This is a genomic window from Alysiella crassa DSM 2578, assembly GCF_000745955.1.
Classification (GTDB): domain Bacteria; phylum Pseudomonadota; class Gammaproteobacteria; order Burkholderiales; family Neisseriaceae; genus Simonsiella; species Simonsiella crassa.
In genome coordinates this window covers 1-22624 of record NZ_JQKH01000041.1, presented here as the reverse complement: position 1 = coordinate 22624, position 22624 = coordinate 1, and the positions used below count along the sequence as shown (strand labels likewise).

The following is a 22624-nucleotide window of genomic DNA, read 5'->3' as shown; positions in this document are numbered from 1 at the left end:
AGGCAGCCTGAAAAAGAATTAACAAATCATTTTCCCCTGATAATGAAAAATAAAAGCCATGAATAAAGACAATCCCACCGAACAATACCGCACCATGCTAGAAAATTTACCCCAGCAGCCTGAAAATCTCCAGCAATTAGAAGCGATTGCAGAAAATGGCAATGCCGAAGTGATGTATATACTGGGCTGGTGCTATTTTAAAGGGGAATATTTGGAAAAAGATTTAGATAAAAGCATGTATTGGCTGCAAAAAGCCAAGAACGAAGGGCATAAACAGGCTGAAGAATTATTGGTTTATTGTCAATTTATGCAATTGATGAATAGGTAAATTATTGTTATGACAGTAGATAAACAGAATTTAAAAGAAAGTCGCCAAGAGCGAATAGTACGTATTCTTTCTTATATTGTGTTGGTATTTGCTATACCATTTACATTTGTTTTTATCGGTATTCCAATAATTTCGTCAATTCAAGCAGCAAAACTTGCCAAAGACCCAAAGAATATTAGGAATAATGGTTGCCTACGTTATGCAACAGTAACGGATAAGCATGGTGCTTCTATGTTTTATCTTAATCAGCAAGGTCCCCATACATTAAGGGAGTTATCTATTAAATCTAATTTAAGTAGCCAAATTGGTAAATTAATAGATGAAAGTAATCTTTCTTATAATGAATTTGTAAAAATTCACACAAAAAAATGTATTCAAGTCAGATTCATTCATTATAAATTATTGGGTACTTCTGGTGATTATATTTATGATTTACAATGATTTTTATTTTTAACTAATAAAGGTATTTTTATGAGTAAAAAAACATTTCTTGAATATGCTGAGACACCAAACGGTAGTATGTTATTATCTAGCGTAAGTGTTGCTAATAATATTTTATCTGCAATAAATACAACTAATGCGACTGGCTCCGTTACTTTGGAAGCAAAGCGTTCTATTGCTCTGATGTTTTTTGATATTGTTGGTATAGCTGGTACATTTCTTGGAAATACTAAGTATGGTAAAGCCTTAAATGTAGGGAGTTGGGTAGCAGAAACAGGGTTGGTTGTACATAGATTGTTTGCTGTAAACTTACCAAGCTATGATGAATATAGAGACTTTCATTCTGATAAATACAAACAATTTAAAGGAAATATACCATTAACAGTAATCTATGACATTATTGCAGATACAGCAAAACTTACTGAAAAACTTTCTGATGTTGCGTCATTACTTAGTAGAACCCCTAGTCCTGTTTCAATTCTACTTAATGTTGCTTCTGCTTTAATTACACAAGTAAGTGCTGGTCTCACTATTAGAACCAACAATGTTGAAATCAAACCTGAATATCTTGAAGAATATAAGAAGGCGGCTACTGAGGCAGATCGTGATGTAATTCGCCAAAAAATAGCTGGTTTATTGATTCACAAAGATGATTTTTCTTTTCCCGAAGCATTTAGTAAAGCAATTTTACATATATTAACCAATAAAGACGCTCTATTTGGTGTATTGGGGCAAATCATCAATCAAACTGTCCCTGATTTTTTAAATCCTTTCACAACTCCAAACGAAGAAAGTTTACTTGGCACCGAAAAAGACGATTATATTGATGCAGATAGCTGGTTTGATGACCCCTATTTCATGATGGGTCATGATGGGCATGACACACTTATTGGTGGCAATTACAACGATAAAATAGATGGTGGTACTGGAAATGACATCTTAAAAGGTAAAGCTGGCGATGATGAACTGCTAGGTGGTCAGGGCTTTGACACCTACCATATCCAAGACAATGACATCATTGTTGATGAAGATTTATCAGGGCAAATCATCTTCCACGAAAAAATTCAGGCTGCCCAATTCCAGCGCATTGATAAAAATGCCAATTTATGGTTAGGTTTAGATTCAAAAGGCAATCAAATTAATGGCTTGGAAGCAGAACGCCAAGGCGATGATTTGCTTATTCGCTATGCCTATCCAGATGAAAGTGTGGATACAACAGGCACAGGTGCAACCATTAATATTATTGACACAGCCACCATTAAAAACTTCTTCACACAAGCCAAACATTTTTCGGATAAAGATTTAGGCGATGTTTACGCTGGTTTAAATCTCACTTTGTTTGACAGCACCGAGCCCACGCCCAATCAAATGCCAAATCCCCATGAAGGAGAATTAGACCAATACAATTCTTTTGATGTGGTTTCCCCTGAAAAAGTGGGCATTGTGGGCGGTAATAAGGCAGATGTTGTGTTCTTGGCTGGTTCAACAGGCTCATCAGTGAATGCTTTGGCTGGCAATGATTTAGTGATTGGTGGGGGCTATGCTGATGTGATTTTGGGTGGCGAAGGCAACGATTTTCTTTCAGGCAGCAATATGGGTGTGAATGCTGCAGCAGACAAACGCGCTTTGGATAAAGATGTGATTATTGGCGGTGCGGGCAGAGATTTGATTTATGGTGGGGTGGGCGATGACATTATTCAAACTGGCGAGCGTTTTGAACATCTTTTGGAAACCAATACTAATGAACGCGGCGACTGGGCAACAGGCGGTGCGGATAATGACAAAATTTATGGCAGCCAAGACCGTGATTTCTTGCAAGGTGGCGAGGGCGATGATGTGGTTTATGGCGGTGCCAGTGATGATGTGATTTTGGGCGATGGCGATTTGCGCGCCCGAAATTGGAGCAAAACGATTACGGTGGAAAGCACGGTTTCCACTTCACCCACCATCACCACCACACCGATTGGGGGTGGGGTGGTGCTTACCACGCAACCGACTGGACCTGTTGCCAGCCCTTATAAATTGGCTCAACATTGGCGTTTTGATAAGGCGCAAGGTGGCTGGAAACTGAAAAATCATCGTGATGCTTCGCCCTATGCTGCTGATATTCGCGACCCTGCTATGGATAAATGGGAAATTAAAATCAACCATACCTCTGGTGATTATGAATTAACCCGTGAATTGGAATCTTTGCCATCGGGTAATTTCCATTTAGCTTTGTGGAATAAAGATTTTACGTTCAATGATTATTTATATGGTGGTACAGGCAATGATTTAATCGTTGGGCAGCATGGCAATGACCATTTGTATGGTGAAGATGGCGATGATATTTTGTGGGGCGATGATAATCGTGATTTGACTGTTTCTGGTAATGATACTTTGAATGGTGGTTTGGGGCATAATCGTTTGTATGGCGGTTTGGGTTTTGATACTTATGTGATTGAAAAAGAACATTTTGAAAAAAGTGGTTTGGTTCACAACACAATCCGCGATACGGATAAACAAGGCTCAATTGTGATTGGCGATGTGGCTTTGAGCAATTTAACTTGGAAATGGGATTATGCGGCTGAAAAATGGTTTGTAGATGGTCAAAAAGTCTTTTTGAAAGAAGATAATGGCAATTTACTTGTGATGAATGAATATTCCGTTGCTGTTGCGACTGTGGAGCAGTTTAACAATGGCGATTTGGGTATTTGGCTCAATCGTGTAAACGAAGCCCCACAAATCAATCAAAGTGTGGAAGCGAAAAATGCTGTTGAAGCCCAAGCGTTTACCCATCAATTGGGCGCAAATTTATTCAAAGATGAAGATGTAGGCAGCCTGAAATATTCGCTCACGCAAGCCGATGGTTCGGCATTGCCAAGCTGGTTAACATTTGATGCAAACAGTTTAATTTTAAGTGGTACGCCGAAAAAAGGCGATGTGGGTTCATTGTCTTTGAAACTCACCGCAACCGATAAAGAAGGTTTGATTAATTCGCAAACTTGGACAATGAATATTGACAAGAAAGCCAATCAAGCCCCCACGCTTGCGATGGATAACTTAAGCCCTGCCCTGCTTAAAGAATCTGAAACACAAACGTTCAATTTCACATCATGGTTTAACGATGATGCTGGCGCAGATAAATTGCATTTTGATGTGCAAATGGCAGATGGTTCGCGTTTGCCAAGCTGGTTGGTAAATCATACCAATAGTGCGACCATCCAACCTGATTTTGACGCGGCTGGTATTTATGATTTGCGTGTTGTTGCCACAGATGAAGAGGGTTTAAGTAATTCAATTAATTGGCAAATCAATATTGAAAACCAAAACCGCGCCCCCACCGTTTCAGGCAGCCTGAAAACACAAGATTTGACTGTGGGCAAAGATTGGCAATACCATTTACCCATCAGTTTCAATGACTTAGATAAAGATGAAACGGCTCAATTAAGCTATAAATTGGAAAGCGTGGACGGTTCGCCCGTGCCAGCATGGTTGCGTTATGATTCTGCCAGCCAAAGTTTGAGCGGTAAAGCGGAACAAGTAGGCAGCCTGAATCTGCGCATTGTGGCAACCGACCCACACGGTGAAAGCGTAGCCGCGCCGATTACATTAAATATTCAGGCTGCTCCAATTACGCCGCCGCCCACACAGCCAAGTCAACCCATCACACCGCAGCCCACACAACCTGTGGTAGGTATTACCAAAAAAGGTTCGGGGCGCAATGATGATTTATTTGGCGGTGCTGGTAATGATATTTTACAAGGTTTCGCTGGCAATGATACGCTGACAGGCGGTCAAGGTAATGACCAATTGGAAGGCGGTTTGGGCAACGATACTTATGTTTTCCAACGTGGCGATGGGCAAGACCGCATTATTGACCAAGGTGGCAGCAAAGATATTGTGAAACTGAATGGCTTTGATATCAATCAGTTGTGGTTTAAACGTGATGGTATGCGTTTGGAAATTCATGCGATTGATTCAAATGATAAAATCATGATTGAGCAACATTATGCTTTTGGTAAAGCCACGATGCCACATAATCTAACAATCTTTCCTAGCAGCAAAGCGGCTGGCGCAATTGAGCAAATCCAGTTGGACAATGGTCGTCACATTATGGCTTCTCAAGTGGATAAATTAATTCAAGCAATGGCAGCTTTTGCGCCACAGCAAAGCAGCCCCTTGAGTGAGCGCGAGCAAATGCAACAATATCTCAATCAAATCAATGTGTCATCTTATTGGCAATAATGCCAATTGAAATATTCAGGCAGCCTGAAAGGTTTTTTTTCAGGCTGCCTGAAGCATTTTCGGTTAAAATTGGCTGCTCTTTTCAATCAATCATAATGTGATGATGGGCAACCTAATCATACTCATTATAAGGAAAAACAATGTCTTGCGAACACTTGGAAATGCAATACAGCACATTCAGCAAAACACCCAACAATCCTTTAGCCGAACCCATGTTTTTCGGGCAATCGGTCAATGTGGCGCGTTACGACCAGCAAAAATATGAAATTTTTGAAAAATTAATTGAGAAACAAATCTCGTTTTTCTGGCGACCAGAAGAAGTGGATTTGTCCCGCGACCGCATTGATTACAATAATTTACCAGAACATGAAAAACATATTTTTATCAGTAATTTAAAATATCAAACCCTGCTGGACAGTATTCAGGGGCGCAGTCCCAATGTGGGCTTGCTGCCTTTAGTGTCCATTCCCGAATTGGAAACGTGGGTGGAAACGTGGGCGTTTTCCGAGACCATTCACAGCCGCAGCTACACGCACATTATTCGCAATATTGTGAATGACCCGTCTGTGGTGTTTGACGATATTGTGCAAAATGAATACATCATCGCGCGCGCGGAAGACATTGCCTGTTATTACGATGATTTAATTGAATATACCCAATATTTCAATCTCTTGGGCGAAGGCAAACACCGCGTGAATGGCAAGGAAATCACCATTTCTTTGCGTGAATTGAAGAAGAAATTGTATTTGTGTTTGATGTGCGTGAATGTGTTAGAGGCGATTCGTTTCTATGTGTCATTTGCGTGCAGTTTTGCCTTTGCAGAACGCGAATTGATGGAAGGTAATGCCAAGATTATTAAGCTGATTGCGCGTGATGAAGCCTTGCATTTAACATCAACACAACACATGTTGAATTTATTGCGTAGCGGCGCAGATGACCCCGAAATGGCGGAAATCGCGGCGGAATTGCACGATGAATGTTTCCAATTGTTCATCACCGCCGCCGAGCAGGAAAAGGAATGGGCGGCGTATTTGTTTAAAGATGGCAGCATGATAGGCTTGAATAAAGATATTTTATGCCAATATGTTGAATACATTACCAATCATCGCATGATGGCGGTGGGTTTGCCACAAGCATTCCCGAAAGCCTTGCAAAATCCCATTCCTTGGATTAATGCGTGGTTGAGCAGCGATAATGTGCAAGTCGCACCGCAGGAAGTGGAAATTTCGTCTTATTTGATTGGGCAAATTGACGCGGAAGTGAAAGCGGAAGATTTGGAAGATTTTGAGTTGTAATCTTTTCAGGCTGCCTTGCAGTACGACAATTTTTGCAAATATCTAAAATGTAGGGTGCGTACCACGCACCAAATCATTCAAACCATTGGGTATTTTTGGTGCGTAATACGCACCCTACATGAGTTTTGTCATGTATAGTGAATTCAATTTAAACCAGTACAGCGTTGCCAGCCCCCTTATGTACTTGGTTGTACACGGCGGTCGCTGTCGCCTTGTCCTGATTTAAATTGAATCCACTATATTGAAAGGCAGCCTGAAAAATTAAATTTATGTCAATGAAAGAGTTAGAAAAATGGCACAACACCACAAATTGATTATTTTGGGTTCGGGCCCTGCGGGCTATACGGCGGCGATTTACGCGGCACGGGCGAATTTGCAACCTGTGATTATCACAGGCATGGCGCAGGGCGGTCAGTTGATGACGACTACGGAAGTGGACAATTATCCACCGTTCCCCAATGGTATTCAGGGACCTGAATTGATGGAACAATTTTTGCAACACGCGGAAAAATTTGGCACGCAAATCGTGTTTGACCAAATTGATGAAGCGCAATTGCAGCAACGTCCCTTTAAACTGATTGGCAGCATGGGCGAATACACTTGCGATGCGTTGATTGTGGCAACGGGCGCGTCTGCCAAATATTTGGGTTTGCCCAGCGAAGAGCAGTTTGCAGGGCGTGGCGTGTCGGCTTGTGCGACTTGCGATGGTTTTTTCTATAAAAATCAAGATGTCGCTGTGGTGGGCGGTGGCAATACGGCGGTGGAAGAAGCCTTGTATTTGGCGAATATTGCCAACACGGTTACGCTGATTCACAGACGCGATACTTTCCGTGCGGAAAAAATCATGGTAGAAAAATTGATGAAACGCGTGGACGAAGGCAAAATCATTTTGAAAACCAACGCGCAATTAGCCGAAATTTTGGGCGATGAAAGCGGCGTAACAGGCGCACGTTTGCAAAACAATGATGGCAGCAGCGAAGAAATCACCGTAAAAGGCGTGTTTATCGCCATCGGACACCAGCCCAATACCGCCATTTTCAAAGGGCAATTGGACATGAACGAAACAGGCTACCTGAAAACTCGCGGCGGCAACGATGGCAACACAGGCGCAACCAATATTGAAGGCGTGTGGGCGGCTGGCGATGTGAAAGACCATGTTTACCGTCAAGCGATTACCAGCGCGGCGAGCGGTTGCCAAGCGGCTTTGGACGCGGAACGGTGGTTAGACAGTTTGGCGTGATGTTCAGGCTGCCTGAAAAGCGTTAAAATACGCCTTAATCCCATTGAACGCCATCACCACCATGCAAAAAAATGCTCCCGATATTGCCGAGTGTATCACCAAAAATTTATACGAATATTTCAATGATTTAAATGGTGAAGAGCCAAAGAATGTCTATGAAATGGTTATGGTTCAGGTGGAAAAACCGCTTTTGCAGCACGTTTTGGAAAAATGTGGCGGTAATCAATGCAAAGCGGCAGAAATACTCGGTATGAATCGCAATACTTTGCGGAAAAAATTGTTGCAACACGATTTATTGTCGTGAAAATTAGGCTGCCTGAAAACGATAAGGGTGTTTTCAGGCAGCCTTAGTTGTATAGTGGATTCAATTTAAATCAGGACAAGGCGACAGCGACCGCCGTATACACATAATGGTATATAAGGGAGCTGGCAACGCTGTACTGGTTTAAATGGAATTCACTATAAATTAGGGTTTGTGGTGTTGGCGATAATATTCCCACTCGTCCACTTCTTTGCCATTGGGCAAACGGCACAGGCTGTCGTAGTTGCCTTGTTTATTGCGTTTGGCGATGGCGGTGCCACCCTGTTTGTGGCAGAACACAGCAGATGGGCTGGCGGGTTCAATTTTATCCAGCGTAATGGTACACGCCGAAGCGAGTAAGCCGATTAACACGATGTATTTTTTCATATTATTTTCTCTAAAAGAATTGATAAAAGATTCAGGCAGCTTTACAGTAGCAGTCTGAAAAACATATTGTACCGCACATTTTGCAGGCAGCCTGAAAAGTTGCTTTTCTTATATAATTACATTTTCTCAACATTTTTTTACATAAGGAACAAAATCCCATGCCAAACATCCAACGTGCCTTGATTAGCCTGTCCGACAAAACAGGCGTTGTGCCATTTGCCCAAGCCCTGCACGAAATGGGCGTAGAAATTTTGTCCACAGGCGGCACGGCAAAAATGCTTGCCGATGCCCAAATCCCCGTGATTGAAGTGGCAGATTACACAGGCTTTCCCGAAATGTTGGACGGTCGCGTCAAAACGCTGCACCCCAAAATTCACGGCGGCATTTTGGGCAGACGCGATTTGGACGAACACATCGCCGCCATGCGCGAACACGGCATTGACCACATTGATTTGGTGTGCGTGAATTTGTATCCCTTTGCCGCCACCATTGCCAAAGCAGGCTGCACGCTGGAAGACGCGATTGAAAACATTGACATCGGTGGCCCAACAATGGTACGCGCCGCCGCGAAAAACTGGCAACACGTTGCCATTGTTACCGACAATGCCGATTTTGAACACATCATCAACGAGTTAAAAAACCATTCAGGCAGCCTTTCCGACAAAACGCGTTTCAATTTGTCGCGCAAAGCATTCAGCCACACCGCGCAATACGATGGCATGATTGCCAATTATTTGACCAGCGTTTCTGATGAAAAACTGTCTGGCGAACCACAAATCAACGCATTTCCTGAACAATTCAATCAAAGCTGGATTAAGGTACAAGAAATGCGTTATGGCGAAAACCCACACCAGCAAGCCGCGTTTTACCGCGACATTTACCCCAGTTCAGGCAGCCTGTCGGCTTACACCCAGTTGCAAGGTAAAGCATTGTCGTACAACAACATTGCCGATTCAGACGCGGCTTGGGAGGCGGTCAAAGCATTTGAACAACCCGCTTGTGTGATTGTGAAACACGCCAATCCTTGCGGCGTTGCCGTTGCCGACAATCCACTCAACGCCTACCGTTTGGCGTATGCGACCGATTCTACCAGCGCATTTGGTGGCATCATTGCGTTTAACCGCGAAGTGGACGGCGCGACCGCCAAGCAAATCACCGACAATCAATTTATGGAAGTGATTATGTCGCCCCAATTCAGCGATGAGGCATTGGCAATTTTGGCAGAAAAGAAAAACGTGCGCGTGTTGCAAATTCCTTTACAGGCAGGCGCGAACCGTTTTGAATTGAAACGTGTGGGCGGTGGTTTATTGGTGCAAACCCCTGATATTCATCAAATTTCACGCGCCGATTTGCAAGTCGTTTCCCAACGCCAACCCACCGAACAAGAATGGCAAGATTTGCTGTTTGTGTGGAACGTGGCGAAATTTGTCAAATCCAACGCGATTGTGTTTGGCAAAGGCGGACAAACTTACGGCATAGGCGCAGGGCAAATGAGCCGCGTGGACAGCACCCGCATTGCCGCGCGTAAAGCCCAAGATGGCGGTTTTGATTTGAACGGTGCGTGTGCCGCTTCGGACGCATTTTTCCCATTCCGCGATGGCGTGGACGTAATTGCCGAACAAGGCATTAAAGCCGTGATTCACCCAGCAGGTTCGGTGCGCGATGAAGAAGTGTTCGCAGCAGCAGACGAACACGGCATGGCAATGGTGGTAACGGGTGTGCGCCATTTCCGTCATTGATTTGATTGCGTAAATTAAATTTCAGGCAGCCTGAAAGTCCTAGCGGACGGCAATTCAGGCTGCCTGAAAATATATGGAAATGAATGATGTTAATTGATTTAAAAGCAATTTTTGCTGATTATAATGCCCAAATCACATGGAACACTTTTTATTACGATACCGAAAAAAGTTTCCAAGCACATTGCGATGACTTTGATTTCAGCGATGATTTATTTCAAGCAAACATTCACCCAAATCAAAACATCATTTTGGATATAGGCGTACCGAATTGGCATGAGCCGAATGCGTGTTTCATCATCTATGTGGTTCAAGATTATGATTGGGATAAGCCACTTAAAAAAGTTTGCACCGATAATATTCATATTTTAATTCAAGAAATTAAATTGATTTTGGTAGAGTATTCGCTACGATTGCTGACACTTGATGAAAAATTGGCAAAAATGTATTCCGCTACCCAACAGCCATAAAATCATCACAAAAATGCTAAAATAAGCAGATTATGTGATGATTTTTTATGGAAAAATGAAATTAAAACTGGGTTCGGCGTGGATGATTATTGCCGCGTTTTTGTTTGCCATTATGGGGATTCTGGTGAAAAACGCGACTGTGCGTTTTCACATGAATGCCTATGAATTGGCGTTTTGGCGGTCGCTGCTGCCTGCTTTGATGATTGCGATTAATGTGTTTTCGCGCCGACAATTGCTTAAAACACCGTTTATTTTCGGACATTTGTGGCGTGGGACGGCTGGCACGATTGCGCTGTTGCTGTCATTTTATGGTTTACAATATTTGCCGTTGGCGACTTCGGTTACCTTGAGTTACACGTCGGCGATTTTTATTGCTTTATTATCATGGCTTTGGCTGAAAGAACAACCGTCCGCGAAAACATGGACGGCTTTATTATTGGGTTTGGCTGGGATTGCGCTGATTTTGCGCCCTGCGTTTCAGGCAAATTTGTGGTTGGAGACGCTGTTGAATTTGGCGGCGGGCTTGTTTGCTGCGTTTGCCCTGTTGCAAGTGCGCGAATTGTCGCAAAAAGGCGAACCTGCTTGGCGGATTGTGTTTTATTTTTCGGCGGTGGGGACTTTAGGGGCGGCGGTGATGGCGATTTTTGTGGGTTGGCATACGCCCACCGCGCAGAGTTTGCCGTATTTATTGGGCGTGGGTTTGTGCGGATTGTTGGCGCAATTGGCGATGACACAGGCGTATTCCGAAGGTAATAAATTTACCGTTGGCGCATTATCGTATTTAACCATTGTTTTTTCAGCGATTTATGGCGCAATTTTTTTGGGCGAAGTGATGGATATTTGGGAAATTGTGGGGATTTTGACCGTAATTTTTGCGGGAAGTTTGTGTGCTTTGTCTGAATATAGGCGATGAGTATGCGGTTTCAGGCAGCCTTACAGTACACGACAATTTTTACAAATACCCAAAATGTAGGGTGCGTACCACGCACCAAATCATTCAAATAATTGAAATTTCGGTGCGTAATCCGCACCCTACATGCAGGTGTCGTGTACTGTAAGGCAGCCTGAAAACACTTCAATTTGCCGATAATCGTCTTTTAAGCTAATATTCAAATTTACCCACAAACCCCATTTTCAGGCAGCCTGAAAATGCAAACACAAGGAAAAATGGTATGAAAAAAGCCTTATTACTCTTGGCATTGTCCACTTTAAGCGTGTCCGCATTGGCGCACAAACATCAACACAAGCAGAAAACCCATGAGCCCACGGTTGAAATTGCCGTATCGCTGCTTGACCCAATAAATGGCGATAAAGCCATCGGCACAGTAAACGTGAGCCAATCTCCTTATGGGCTGGTGTTTACGCCGAATTTGAAAGGCTTGACGGCTGGCATTCACGGTTTCCACGTTCATGAAAACCCAAGTTGTGCAGCCAAAGAAAAAGACGGCAAACTTACCGCAGGTTTGGGTGCAGGCGGACACTATGACCCGAAAAAAACAGGAAAACATGGTTTCCCATGGCAAAAAGACGCGCATTTGGGCGATTTGCCAGCCTTGTATGTGAACGCGGACGGCACAGCGACTTATCCCGTACTTGCCCCACGTTTGAAAACGCTCAAGCAAATCAAAGGGCGTTCCATTATGATTCACGCGGGCGGCGACAATCATTCTGACCACCCAGCACCTTTGGGCGGCGGCGGTGCGCGTATGGCTTGCGGTGTGATTAAATAAATCATGAATCATCATTCAGGCAGCCTGAAAAATTGTAACGCGTGGGGTAGGCACAAATCCACCATTATCTAGAATATTAAAAGTTTGAGTGTCCCCTACGCCATCTTCTCTCCAAAGGCAGCCTGAAAACTCATTACATTCAAACAATAAGGATAAACATGAACCAAAAAGTCATCGCCATAGATGGACCTTCAGCTTCAGGCAAAGGCACGGTGGCGGCGCGTGTGGCGGCTGCATTGGGTTGGGCGTATTTGGATTCGGGTGCGCTGTACCGTTTAACCGCACTTTATGCGAAAAATCAAGGCATTGCATGGAACAATGAAAACGAAGTGGCACAATTAGCTGCAAGTTTACCCGTTGAATTTATTGGGCAAACCATTTTGTTAAATCAACAAGATGTCAGCCAAGCCATACGCGCCGAACACATAGGCATGGGCGCATCGGCGGTCGCCAAATTGCCCGCCGTGCGCACCGCCCTATTGCAACGCCAACGAGACTTTTTGACTCATCAAGGTCTGGTGTGTGATGGGCGCGATATGGGTTCGGTGGTGTTTCCGCAGGCTGCCTTAAAAATTTTCCTGACCGCCAGCCCTGAAATTCGCGCAGAACGCCGCGCCAAACAATTGAATATTCCATTAGAAAGTGCTGAATTTCAACATATTTTAGCCGATATTCAAGCGCGTGATGAAGCCGACCAAAATCGCTCTGTTGCCCCACTTCGTCAATTTCCAGACGCAGAATTATTGGACACTTCCGATTTAAGCATTGAAGAAGCCGTAAAAAAAGTGCTTGATTGGTATAGCAAAAAATCAAAAACGCAAGTATAATGTTGATTTTTCACGATTCAGGCAGCCTGAAAACAGGTTTTCTGAATCAAATCAAACCATTAACCCTGTTGCATTTTCGCGCCAAGGACGAAAATGCTTATTTAAACTTTATTCCCCGCACACCTTGGCGGTGCATGAAAGCAAGCCCAAACATGGAAAATTTTGCTCAATTACTTGAAGAATTCTCTGCAACCCAAGAAATGACCTACGGTGAAGTTATCACCGCCGAAGTTGTTGGTATTACTGACAAATTTGTGATTGTAAATGCTGGTTTAAAATCAGAATCTTTGATTGACCTCGCCGAATTCAAAAACCCACATGGCGAATTGGAAGTTAAAGTTGGCGATTTCGTTACGGTAACCATTGAATCTATTGAAAATGGCTTTGGCGAAACCAAATTGTCTCGTGAAAAAGCCAAACGCGCTGCTGACTGGATTACTTTGGAAGAAGCCATGGAAGATGGTGAAATCTTGTCAGGCGTGATTAATGGCAAAGTAAAAGGTGGCTTGACTGTGATGATTAACAGCATTCGCGCATTCTTGCCAGGTTCTTTGGTCGACGTGCGTCCTATCAAAGACACTTCTCATTTTGAAGGCAAAGAAATTGAATTCAAAGTGATTAAATTGGACCGTAAACGCAATAACGTGGTGGTTTCTCGCCGCGCTGTGTTGGAAGCTACTTTGGGCGAAGAACGCAAAGCCTTGATGGACAATCTGCAAGAAGGCACGATTGTTAAAGGCTTGGTGAAAAACATTACTGATTATGGTGCATTTGTTGATTTGGGCGGCATTGATGGCTTGTTGCACATCACTGACTTGGCTTGGCGTCGTGTTAAACATCCAAGCGAAGTATTGGAAGTGGGTCAAGAAGTGGAAGCCAAAGTATTGCGCTTTGACCAAGACAAACAACGCGTTAGCTTGGGCTTGAAACAATTGGGCGAAGACCCATGGGATGGTTTGGCTCGCCGCTATCCACAAGGCACTCGTTTGTTCGGTAAAGTGTCTAATTTGACTGAATACGGTGCATTTGTTGAAATTGAACAAGGCATTGAAGGTTTGGTTCACGTTTCTGAAATGGATTGGACAAACAAAAATGTTCACCCAAGCAAAGTCGTTCAATTGGGCGATGAAGTAGAAGTGATGATTTTGGACATTGACGAAGACAAACGCCGCATTTCTTTGGGCATGAAACAATGTCAAGCTAACCCATGGCAAGCATTTGAAGCCGACTACAACAAAGGCGACAAAATCAAAGGCGCAGTGAAATCCATTACTGACTTCGGCGTGTTTGTGGGTTTACCAGGTAATATTGATGGTTTGGTACACTTGTCTGACTTGTCTTGGACAGAAGCTGGCGAAGAAGCCGTTCGCAAATACAAAAAAGGCGAAGAAGTGGAAGCCGTTGTATTGGCAATTGATGTGGAAAAAGAACGCATTTCTTTGGGCATCAAACAATTGGAAGGCGACCCATTCAACAACTTCTTGGCAATGAACGACAAAGGTGCTTTAGTTAAAGGCGCGGTGAAATCTGTTGAAGCCAAAGGCGCAGTGATTACTTTGGCTGATGAAGTAGAAGCTTACTTGCCTGCTTCTGAATTTGACAGCGAACGCGTGGAAGACTTGACCACCAAGTTGAAAGAAGGCGATGAAGTGGAAGCAGTTATCGTAACTGTGGACCGCAAAAACCGCAGCATTAAATTGTCTGTAAAAGCCAAAGATGCGAAAGCAAACGATGAAGCAGTCAAAGCTGCACAAGCTGCTGCACCAACCAATGCTGGCACAACGAGCTTGGGTGATTTGTTGAAAGCTTCTTTGAACAAAAACTAATCTCTGAAGGAAATCATCATGACCAAATCTGAATTGATGACACGTTTGGCTACTGTTTTTGCTGAAAAAAACAGCGAAAGCGAATTGCAAGGTAAAGACATTGAATACAGCGTAAAAGTTTTGGTGGACACCATGACACGCTCGTTAGCAAAAGGTCAGCGCATTGAAATTCGTGGCTTCGGTAGCTTTGACTTGAACGACCGCCCTGCACGCGTGGGTCGCAACCCGAAAACGGGTGAGCGCGTGGAAGTGCCTGCAAAACGTGTGCCACATTTCAAACCAGGTAAAGAATTGCGTGAACGTGTAGACGTTGCCGCGAAATAATTTGCCTAATCTGTAAAATCAACACCGTAGAAATTTTAGATTTCTGCGGTGTTTTTATTTTTCAGGCTGCCTGAAAATGTTATAGTCGCAGAACTGAAAAAGCATTACTGCGTTGCCAACGCCCTTATGTACTGTTCGTACAGGGCGGACGTTGTCGCCTTGTACTGCATTTTCATTTCTACGACTATATCATCTTGTTTATACGTTTATTTTGGAATTTATTATGCTGCCTGAAACGCGTCAATTATTGAAATTAACCGACACGACCGCCGCCAAATTGGAAAAATTGCATTTGCATTCGGCATGGGATTTGGCTTTGCATTTGCCGCTGCGCTATGAAGATGAAACGCAAATTGTCCCCATCGCGGCGGCGGCGGTCGGCGAAATTTGCCAAGTAGAAGGCGTGGTGGTTTATCAAGAAGTGCAATTTAAGCCCAGAAAACAATTGATTGCACGCATTCAAGACGGTTCAGGGGCGATGTTGAATCTGCGCTTTATTCATTTTTACCCCAGTCATCAAAAGCAATTGGCGCAAGGGGAAACGGTGCGGGTGTTGGGCGAAATCAAGCGCGGTTATTTTGGCGATGAGATGATACACCCAAAAATCAAATCTGCCGAAAAATCAGATTTGGCTCAATCGCTTACGCCAATTTATCCGACTACGAATGGTTTAAATCAGCCCACTTTGCGCAAAGCGGTTCAGGCTGCCTTAAACGCGGTGGATGTGTCTGAAATTTTGCCCGACACGGTGTTGCGAAAATTGAAATTGCCGTCTTTGGCGGAAAGTTTGCGGACTTTGCACCACCCGCCGCCTGATTTGGACATGAAAACTTTGGCGAATGGCGCGTTTCCCGCGTGGCAGCGTTTGAAATTTGATGAATTGTTGGCGCAGCAATTGTCCATGCGTTTGGCGCGACAACGGCGGCGGTCGGGTCATGCCAAATCTTTGGTGGGTAATGGTTTTTTGTCAGAGAAATTGTTAGGCAATCTGCCGTTTCGTTTGACGGCGGCGCAGGAAAAAGTGTGTGCGGAAATTCGGGCGGATTTGGCAAAATCGGTGCCTATGCACCGTTTGTTGCAGGGCGATGTGGGCAGTGGCAAGACAATTGTGGCAGCTTTGTCGGCGTTGGTGGCTTTGGAAAATGATGGGGTGCAGGTGGCGGTGATGGCACCGACTGAAATTTTGGCAGAACAGCATTTTATTAAATTTAAACAATGGTTTGAACCTTTGGGAATCAGCGTGGCGTGGCTTTCAGGCAGCCTGAAAAAGAAAGAAAAAGACCAAGCAAAAGCGGCTTTGGCTGATGGGCGGATTCGTTTGGCGGTCGGCACGCATGCTTTATTTCAACATGATGTTTTATTTGATAATTTGGCTTTAGTGATTGTGGACGAGCAGCACCGTTTTGGGGTGGCACAGCGTTTGGCGTTAAAAAATAAGGGGGACGATGTCCATCAATTGATGATGTCCGCCACGCCGATTCCGCGCACTTTGGCGATGAGTTTTTTTGCGGATTTGGACGTGTCGTCTATTGATGAATTACCGCCGAATCGTACGCCAATTAAAACGAAATTGGTCAATCATTTACGCCGCGCCGAAGTGGAAGGTTTTGTGTTGAACACTTGTCAAAAAGGGCAACAAGCGTATTGGGTTTGCCCTTTGATTGAAGAAAGTGAAACCTTGCAACTGCAAACCGCCACCGAAACTTGGCAAAATTTGCAGGCTGCCTTGCCTAATTTGAAGATTGGTTTGGTGCATGGGCGCATGAAACCTGCAGAAAAAGCGGCGGTGATGGCGGAATTTGTGTCAGGCAGCCTGAATGTGTTGGTGGCAACCACCGTGATTGAAGTAGGCGTGGACGTACCAAATGCCAGTTTGATGGTGATTGAACACGCCGAGCGCATGGGATTGGCACAATTGCACCAATTGCGTGGACGCGTGGGGCGTGGGGCGGCGGCGAGTACTTGCGTGTTGTTGTTTGCCGAACCGCTTGGGCAAATCAGCAAGGCGCGGCTGAAAGTGATTTATGAACACACGGACGGTTTTGAAATTGCACGACAAGATTTGGAAATTCGGGGGCCGGGTGAATTTTTGGGTGCGCGGCAGAGCGGTGCGCCGATGTTGCGATTTGCAGATTTGGCGACCGATGTGCCATTGCTGGAACAGGCACGCCAGCTTGCACCAAGGTTGATTATGGAATATCCCGAAGTAGTGGAAAAGCATTTGGAACGGTGGTTAGGCAGTAAAGAAGGTTTTTTGGCGGCTTAAATTGTTTTCAGGCTGCCTGTGGGTATGTAAATTCAAAATCCACAAAAAACAATGGATTTTTCCTGCAAACAAGCATAGAATTTAACGCTTTATTTTTCCCATTTCAGGCTGCCTGAAATCCCTTTCCCATCAGAACAATACAAGGAAGCAACCATGCGCGAATTCCCTATTTACAATTTCTCGGCTGGACCTGCCGTGCTACCTGAAAGCGTGTTACGTACTGCCCAAAGCGAAATGTTTGACTACAACGGCACAGGCTTTTCCGTGATGACCATGTCGCACCGTTCAGACGTGTTCGCCAGCATTTTGTATCACGCCGAACAAGATTTACGTCAATTAATGGACATTCCCGATAATTATAAAGTCTTGTTTTTACAAGGTGGCGCGTCTGCACAATTCAATCAGGTGGTGATGAATTTCGCCGATGGTTTTAAACGCGTGGACAGCGTGGTAACAGGCAATTGGTCGGAAATCGCGCATTCGCAAATGGGCAAATTAACCGACGCCAAAATCCATTTGGCAGCAGACGGCAAACGCGATTATCAATACAAAAACTTGCCGCCCGTGTCCGCTTGGGACATTGATAAAGACTCCGCCTTTGTACATTTCATCATCAATGAAACCGTACACGGATTGCAATACCGCGAAGTGCCGAAATTGGAAGACGGCATGCCGCCTTTGATTTGCGATATGTCTTCGGAAATTTTATCGCGTAAAATCAATGTGTCCGACTTTGGCGTGATTTACGCAGGCGCACAGAAAAACATCGGGCCTAGCGGCGCGACCATTGTGATTATCCGCGAAGATTTATTGGAACGCTGCTCCAGCCGCGTACCAGATGTGTGGAATTACAAATCACATGTGGAAAAACAAGGCATGTACAACACACCAGCCACTTACCCGATTTACATTTCGGGTTTGGTGTTCCGTTGGCTGCAATCACAGGGCGGTGTGGCGCAGATGGAAACAATTAATACCTTGAAAGCAAAAACATTGTATGCCGCCATTGACGGTAGCGGTGGCTTCTACAAAAACGATGTTCACCCAGGTGCGCGTTCCAAAATGAACGTGATTTTCACCACAGGCAACGCCGAATTAGACGAATTGTTCGCGCAAGAATCCACCACACGCGGTTTGCAATTATTGCGTGGCTACAAATCCTTGGGCGGCATGCGCGCCAGCATTTACAATGCCATGCCTTTGCAAGGCGTGGAAGCTTTGATTGATTTTATGAAAGAATTTCAAAAACGCTACGGTTAATTAATTTTATAAAACAAGGCAGCCTGAAAACTTTTCAGGCTGCCTTCAATTTTTAAATATTTGAATTAAATAGACTTACTTAACTGCACAAACGCATACGCCTTGCGATAATCATACAAAACATGATTGCTGTCATTGCGATGATACACCGCCACCACACGCGGCTGAATCCCCCACAACTGCACTTTTTTGTGCCACACCGATAAAGTCGCGGTTAATTCCTTGTCTTTGCGGACAATATTGAAAAAATCATTGCTGTCATAGCTGCGTTGCCCATAATTCGCCGTCAAAACAGTGGACAAACCCGAGCGTTTCCAATTACGCGACCAACTGGCGCGTATTCCCTTGCGCCGATAGCTGTCGCTCGCGTCTTCCGCCGATTTGCGCGACAAATCCATACCCAACACAAAATGTTGATTTTTATTGTGAATATGCACCCAGCTACCCGACACATTGCCCACACGCCCATTTAAAAATGAACGCGTATCATATTTGTCGCGCCCCAATTCGCCCGCCACTATCCCCTGATTTCGCCCATTAAACCAATGCGACGCTTCCACCCGACCGCCTTTTTCAGTCGCGTATTTTTCGCCACCAAACCAACGCCGCTCGTAATACGGCAACACCGCCAATTCACTGCGCGCATTTTCATACGCCACACCCGCCGTTGCCCGCGTACTCAAATCATCATAATCATGATTATCCCAATAAAATTTACCCCACAAATCCACATTGGTGCGAAATTTATAGTTTTTAAACAAAGGCGTATCTTTACTCATGCCTGCGCGATAGGCAAAACCTTGCGCTTTTTTCGGCTCGGGCAAACGCCATTCGCCATTGCGGGTTTTGATGGCACGGGTTTTGGGCGCATTGTTCACATTGTCATCACGCGTGTAATTTGCACTGGCATAAAAATTCAATTTATTGCGTTTTTTAATGATTTTGCGGTAACTTTCGGTTAATTCGCGCACATTATCGGGCAATTCGGGTTCGGCTTGGATTTTGGCAAACGCATCATCGGCTTCCAAATTTTGTCTATCATCAAACAAACTCTGCGCCAAATGCAATTTTGCCAATGCCATATTCGGTTGTTTTTCCAAAACTTTTTCGTAAAACTTGGCGGCTTTACCCGATTCGCCATCTGCGCGCGCCAACATGGCAGTCGCCAAATCTTGCAAGACTTCGTCTTTTGGCGTGGCGGCTTGCTCGTAAATCGGCAATAAGGTGCGTATGCCTTCCACATTTTGCAAAGTTACCGATGACGACAGGGCGCGATACAATAATTCAGGCTGCTGTGCCAATTCCGCTTTGCTGACGGACAAGGTTTGCGGTTCTTGTTTTTCGGGCTTATCCGATGGTGGCAAGGTGTCGGTTTTGGTGGCTGCGCGTTGCTGTTTGCGCTGCAAATCTTCGGTTAAATCAAATTCGGTTACAGGCTCGGCAAAATCAGGCGGCGGTACATCGCTGCGTGCCAAATTTTCCGTTTTCGGCGCAGCAGCCCCCCACGCCAAAGTGGGCGCGAGCATGGATAAAGTGTAAAAAGTAATGACTGATGGGCGTGGCATAATCGTTCCATAAATGGGTTTTCAGGCTGCCTTTTTGTACAATAAAAATCTTGCAGGCTGCCTGTAACCTGTCCCCTCCCACGCTGGCGGGGAGGGTTAGGGTGGGGGTGGCTCTTTGATTTTCAAGAAAATTAATTTGTTCCACAGATTTTCCCCCACCCTAGCCCTCCCCCGTTGAAGACAGGGGAGGGAACAGATGATTGGTCAAATTAAAATGGTCGTGTACCGAAAGGCTGGCTGAATAAACAAATCATAAATCATTCAATAAAATCATACGACAAGGCAGCCTGAAATCTATCAATAATTTAAGCATTATCCGATTGAGCGGCTTTATCCGCTTGCACTTGCTCATGCAAACGGCGCAATCCTGCTTCCACTTCTTCAGACAATTGTTGCAAATCGGTGCGCAGCAAAGTCAATGCGTCCATAAACTGTCCATTTTTGTGCAAACGCACCACTTCCGCCGCGCAAGCATGAAATTGGCGATGTGTTTCCACCAATTTGGCGTATTCTGAATATCGCTCCAAAGGTTTGGCTTTATGAAATAACCATTTACCTACTTTACACAAATCTTGTGCGCCGACCACTTCGGGATTGTAGGCTTCGGGCAATTTTTGCGCCAATGCTTTGTTCAATTCATATAAAAAATCATGATGTTCCGCAATGGTCTGCTCCAACATCAAGCCGCAAAAATTGATTTCGCCCGATTCGGTTACAACGGATTCGCAGCAATTTGATGGGGTTTCATCATCTGGCGGCGGTGCGGGTGTCAAAACAGATTCGCTGGTTGATTCTATTTCAATGTTTGCTGTTTTGCTTTTGAATTTGGTTAAGAGCCAGTCTAACATTTTCTAAACTTTAAAAATTACTCAAATGTGCATGATTGTATCACAAGCCATCTTTGGGGCTAATGAGAATTCGTTTCGCGCGGCTATTTGTGTCAAAAACGACAAATTCAATGGGCGAATCGGTGCCATGATGATGGTCTATTGTTCAGGCTGCCTTATGTTTTATCCGAAAAATATGGTCATGCAAATAAAGGGCGTGATACCATTTCAGGCAGCCTGAAAACCGAAAGACCGCTTATGTTTACCACCTACGATTTACAACAATTTTTAGAAGGCGTTTTTACCCTATTCACATGGGTCTATTGGGGAACCATGTTGCTGATGTTGGCAATATTGGTGCCGATGGTATTTAAAAAGGGCAAAAGCCAAAGTCGCAAAATATTGAACGCGATTGGTACAAGTGCAGGGATTATTTTATTGTTTGTGCAGATTATCCCCATGCTGCTGATAATGGCATTTGCACCCAGCAAAGCAGAACAGCAAACAGCCGAAGCATGGCAACGCAAATACCAAGCAGCCGAAGCGGTATTTAAACAGCAATGCGAAAAAGCAGGCGAAAAGATTTATCGCACGGTGGAGAATGTGGAAGGGATTATGTTGTTGAAAGTGATGAAAGATGACGGCATTTCAATCGATGCTAAACATCATGACCCGATGTGGGATGATGCAGTATTACGTTCTTATAGCGATAAAGGATTCATTGAAATGTTTTTAGGTATGACTGTTGTTTCAGATGATGAATATACTTATGTAGATGTTTTACAAAAAAATCAAAAAGATATTATTCGGTATACTGATATACATAATAAGCGACCAATTATTGAAAATTTCAATCCCAAAAATCCAGCTCGTTATGCTGTTACTTTTGAACACAATATTGACCCTGAATTACGCAAACATTGGGTGGCAGGTGTAACCATTCAAATTATTGATAGAAAAAATAATGAATTTATTGCTGAAAAAGTCATCTATGCTTTTGAAAAAGGTTTAGGCAGCAAAGGCGGTGGCAGAATGCCTTGGGCTTTTGCAATTACATGTGAAAACAAAGATACTTCTAGAAGTATATTACCAAAATTTGTAAACCAAGTGTTAAAACCTCGTAACGTTAAACAGGAGACTCCAAATGTCCAATAATATCCCTAATGCAGCTACTTTGCTGGAATTTGCCAATTTACAAGTAGCAGCAGGCACTTTTATCCCAAACGCGCGTTAAGATAAAACGGCATGAAATTTTTGGTATTTCATGCCGTTGTTGTTTTTCAGGCTGCCTTTCAGTACACGACAAAAAATCGGACGACCTGTTTTGGGTTTGAAAAATAGTCCAAAGTTGCCATCATCAACATGGCGGCTTTGGCAAGCTGCTCCAAACCAACGCGAAAGATGCTTTGCGAGAGCCGTTCATGCGACTTGGGTTTAATCGGATTCAGTGCATGTTGCCAACGCCCGATAACATAAGCCCAAGCCAATGTAACTGCCAGAATCGCAAACAACTTTTCCATTTTAACAGGGTCAGTCATGTGCGTGGCTTCCAAGTCAAAACCGCGTTTTTTCAG

Annotated in this window: 19 protein-coding genes and 1 pseudogene; 16 read left to right on the top strand and 4 right to left on the bottom strand. The window is 44.2% G+C overall.

Features of this window, described 5'->3' with window-relative positions; genetic code table 11:
* The first annotated feature begins 58 nt into the window (after positions 1-58).
* The 6 genes from Q338_RS07330 to Q338_RS07305 all read left to right on the top strand — a co-directional run bounded on the left by Q338_RS07330 (position 59) and on the right by Q338_RS07305 (position 7835).
* Positions 59-328: an SEL1-like repeat protein gene (locus Q338_RS07330; RefSeq protein ID WP_034293655.1), complete on the top strand. Its 270-nt coding sequence runs from the start codon at positions 59-61 to the stop codon at positions 326-328.
* Positions 329-337: 9 nt separating this feature from the next.
* Entirely contained in the window at positions 338-769 is a 432-nt protein-coding gene (locus Q338_RS07325) for a hypothetical protein (protein WP_034293654.1), read from the top strand.
* A 636-nt stretch (positions 770-1405) separates the two neighbouring features.
* Positions 1406-4996, top strand: a complete 3591-nt coding sequence (locus Q338_RS07320; protein ID WP_034293652.1) for a putative Ig domain-containing protein — start codon at positions 1406-1408, stop codon at positions 4994-4996.
* A gap of 161 nt (positions 4997-5157) precedes the next feature.
* Positions 5158-6291, top strand: a complete 1134-nt coding sequence (gene nrdB / locus Q338_RS07315; protein ID WP_115723738.1) for a class Ia ribonucleoside-diphosphate reductase subunit beta — start codon at positions 5158-5160, stop codon at positions 6289-6291.
* Between the two features lie 292 nt (positions 6292-6583).
* A complete protein-coding gene (gene trxB / locus Q338_RS07310) occupies positions 6584-7531 on the top strand; it encodes a thioredoxin-disulfide reductase (protein WP_034293648.1) in 948 nt (315 codons plus the stop codon).
* A 61-nt stretch (positions 7532-7592) separates the two neighbouring features.
* Complete coding sequence (locus tag Q338_RS07305; RefSeq protein WP_034293662.1) at positions 7593-7835, top strand: Fis family transcriptional regulator; 243 nt, start codon at positions 7593-7595, stop codon at positions 7833-7835.
* Between the two features lie 162 nt (positions 7836-7997).
* On the opposite strand, the gene Q338_RS07300 is transcribed toward Q338_RS07305, so the two are convergent.
* On the bottom strand, positions 7998-8219 hold the full coding sequence (locus tag Q338_RS07300) for a putative hemolysin (RefSeq protein ID WP_034293646.1): 222 nt from the start codon (positions 8217-8219) through the stop codon (positions 7998-8000).
* 158 nt (positions 8220-8377) lie between these two features.
* On the opposite strand from Q338_RS07300, the gene purH reads away from it, so the two are divergent.
* The 9 genes from purH to serC all read left to right on the top strand — a co-directional run bounded on the left by purH (position 8378) and on the right by serC (position 18658).
* Positions 8378-9958 carry a bifunctional phosphoribosylaminoimidazolecarboxamide formyltransferase/IMP cyclohydrolase gene (gene purH / locus Q338_RS07295; protein WP_034293643.1) on the top strand — a complete coding sequence of 527 codons (1581 nt, stop codon included), beginning with the start codon at positions 8378-8380 and terminating at the stop codon, positions 9956-9958.
* 83 nt (positions 9959-10041) lie between these two features.
* Positions 10042-10425, top strand: coding sequence for a hypothetical protein (locus tag Q338_RS07290; RefSeq protein WP_147293729.1), 384 nt, complete (start codon positions 10042-10044; stop codon positions 10423-10425).
* Between the two features lie 55 nt (positions 10426-10480).
* Positions 10481-11338, top strand: coding sequence for a DMT family transporter (locus tag Q338_RS07285; RefSeq protein WP_051968539.1), 858 nt, complete (start codon positions 10481-10483; stop codon positions 11336-11338).
* Between the two features lie 259 nt (positions 11339-11597).
* Entirely contained in the window at positions 11598-12155 is a 558-nt protein-coding gene (gene sodC, locus Q338_RS07280) for a superoxide dismutase family protein (protein WP_034293637.1), read from the top strand.
* Between the two features lie 152 nt (positions 12156-12307).
* Positions 12308-12982 carry a (d)CMP kinase gene (gene cmk / locus Q338_RS07275; protein WP_034293636.1) on the top strand — a complete coding sequence of 225 codons (675 nt, stop codon included), beginning with the start codon at positions 12308-12310 and terminating at the stop codon, positions 12980-12982.
* A gap of 152 nt (positions 12983-13134) precedes the next feature.
* Entirely contained in the window at positions 13135-14808 is a 1674-nt protein-coding gene (gene rpsA, locus Q338_RS07270; protein ID WP_034293660.1) for a 30S ribosomal protein S1, read from the top strand.
* A gap of 18 nt (positions 14809-14826) precedes the next feature.
* On the top strand, positions 14827-15132 hold the full coding sequence (locus tag Q338_RS07265; RefSeq protein ID WP_034293634.1) for an integration host factor subunit beta: 306 nt from the start codon (positions 14827-14829) through the stop codon (positions 15130-15132).
* 223 nt (positions 15133-15355) lie between these two features.
* On the top strand, positions 15356-17398 hold the full coding sequence (gene recG, locus Q338_RS07260; protein ID WP_034293631.1) for an ATP-dependent DNA helicase RecG: 2043 nt from the start codon (positions 15356-15358) through the stop codon (positions 17396-17398).
* A 153-nt stretch (positions 17399-17551) separates the two neighbouring features.
* Entirely contained in the window at positions 17552-18658 is a 1107-nt protein-coding gene (gene serC, locus Q338_RS07255) for a phosphoserine transaminase (RefSeq protein WP_034293629.1), read from the top strand.
* Positions 18659-18723: 65 nt separating this feature from the next.
* Here serC and Q338_RS07250 read toward each other — a convergent pair whose 3' ends face one another.
* Together Q338_RS07250 and Q338_RS07245 are read right to left on the bottom strand one after the other, a co-directional pair.
* Positions 18724-20223 (bottom strand): surface lipoprotein assembly modifier, encoded by a 1500-nt coding sequence (locus Q338_RS07250; protein ID WP_051968538.1) that lies wholly within the window; start codon positions 20221-20223, stop codon positions 18724-18726.
* Positions 20224-20528: 305 nt separating this feature from the next.
* A complete protein-coding gene (locus Q338_RS07245) occupies positions 20529-21071 on the bottom strand; it encodes a CZB domain-containing protein (RefSeq protein WP_034293627.1) in 543 nt (180 codons plus the stop codon).
* Between the two features lie 237 nt (positions 21072-21308).
* Here Q338_RS07245 and Q338_RS15190 point away from each other — a divergent pair, with 237 nt between their 5' ends.
* Entirely contained in the window at positions 21309-22205 is an 897-nt protein-coding gene (locus tag Q338_RS15190) for a hypothetical protein (protein ID WP_244773104.1), read from the top strand.
* A 137-nt stretch (positions 22206-22342) separates the two neighbouring features.
* Here Q338_RS15190 and Q338_RS14850 read toward each other — a convergent pair.
* A pseudogene (locus Q338_RS14850) lies at positions 22343-22624 on the bottom strand (hypothetical protein); the annotation flags it as partial.

What these genes read in the sequence shown, in the direction of transcription:
- Q338_RS07330 (WP_034293655.1), top strand. Translation starts at nt 59, where the DNA reads ATGAATAAAGACAATCCCACCGAACAATACCGCACCATGCTAGAAAAT.
- Q338_RS07325 (WP_034293654.1), top strand. Translation starts at nt 338, where the DNA reads ATGACAGTAGATAAACAGAATTTAAAAGAAAGTCGCCAAGAGCGAATA.
- nrdB (WP_115723738.1), top strand. Translation starts at nt 5,158, where the DNA reads ATGCAATACAGCACATTCAGCAAAACACCCAACAATCCTTTAGCCGAA.
- trxB (WP_034293648.1), top strand. Translation starts at nt 6,584, where the DNA reads ATGGCACAACACCACAAATTGATTATTTTGGGTTCGGGCCCTGCGGGC.
- Q338_RS07305 (WP_034293662.1), top strand. Translation starts at nt 7,593, where the DNA reads ATGCAAAAAAATGCTCCCGATATTGCCGAGTGTATCACCAAAAATTTA.
- Q338_RS07300 (WP_034293646.1), bottom strand. Translation starts at nt 8,219, where the DNA reads ATGAAAAAATACATCGTGTTAATCGGCTTACTCGCTTCGGCGTGTACC.
- purH (WP_034293643.1), top strand. Translation starts at nt 8,378, where the DNA reads ATGCCAAACATCCAACGTGCCTTGATTAGCCTGTCCGACAAAACAGGC.
- Q338_RS07290 (WP_147293729.1), top strand. Translation starts at nt 10,042, where the DNA reads ATGATGTTAATTGATTTAAAAGCAATTTTTGCTGATTATAATGCCCAA.
- Q338_RS07285 (WP_051968539.1), top strand. Translation starts at nt 10,481, where the DNA reads ATGAAATTAAAACTGGGTTCGGCGTGGATGATTATTGCCGCGTTTTTG.
- sodC (WP_034293637.1), top strand. Translation starts at nt 11,598, where the DNA reads ATGAAAAAAGCCTTATTACTCTTGGCATTGTCCACTTTAAGCGTGTCC.
- rpsA (WP_034293660.1), top strand. Translation starts at nt 13,135, where the DNA reads ATGGAAAATTTTGCTCAATTACTTGAAGAATTCTCTGCAACCCAAGAA.
- Q338_RS07265 (WP_034293634.1), top strand. Translation starts at nt 14,827, where the DNA reads ATGACCAAATCTGAATTGATGACACGTTTGGCTACTGTTTTTGCTGAA.
- recG (WP_034293631.1), top strand. Translation starts at nt 15,356, where the DNA reads ATGCTGCCTGAAACGCGTCAATTATTGAAATTAACCGACACGACCGCC.
- serC (WP_034293629.1), top strand. Translation starts at nt 17,552, where the DNA reads ATGCGCGAATTCCCTATTTACAATTTCTCGGCTGGACCTGCCGTGCTA.
- Q338_RS07250 (WP_051968538.1), bottom strand. Translation starts at nt 20,223, where the DNA reads ATGCCACGCCCATCAGTCATTACTTTTTACACTTTATCCATGCTCGCG.
- Q338_RS07245 (WP_034293627.1), bottom strand. Translation starts at nt 21,071, where the DNA reads ATGTTAGACTGGCTCTTAACCAAATTCAAAAGCAAAACAGCAAACATT.
- Q338_RS15190 (WP_244773104.1), top strand. Translation starts at nt 21,309, where the DNA reads ATGTTTACCACCTACGATTTACAACAATTTTTAGAAGGCGTTTTTACC.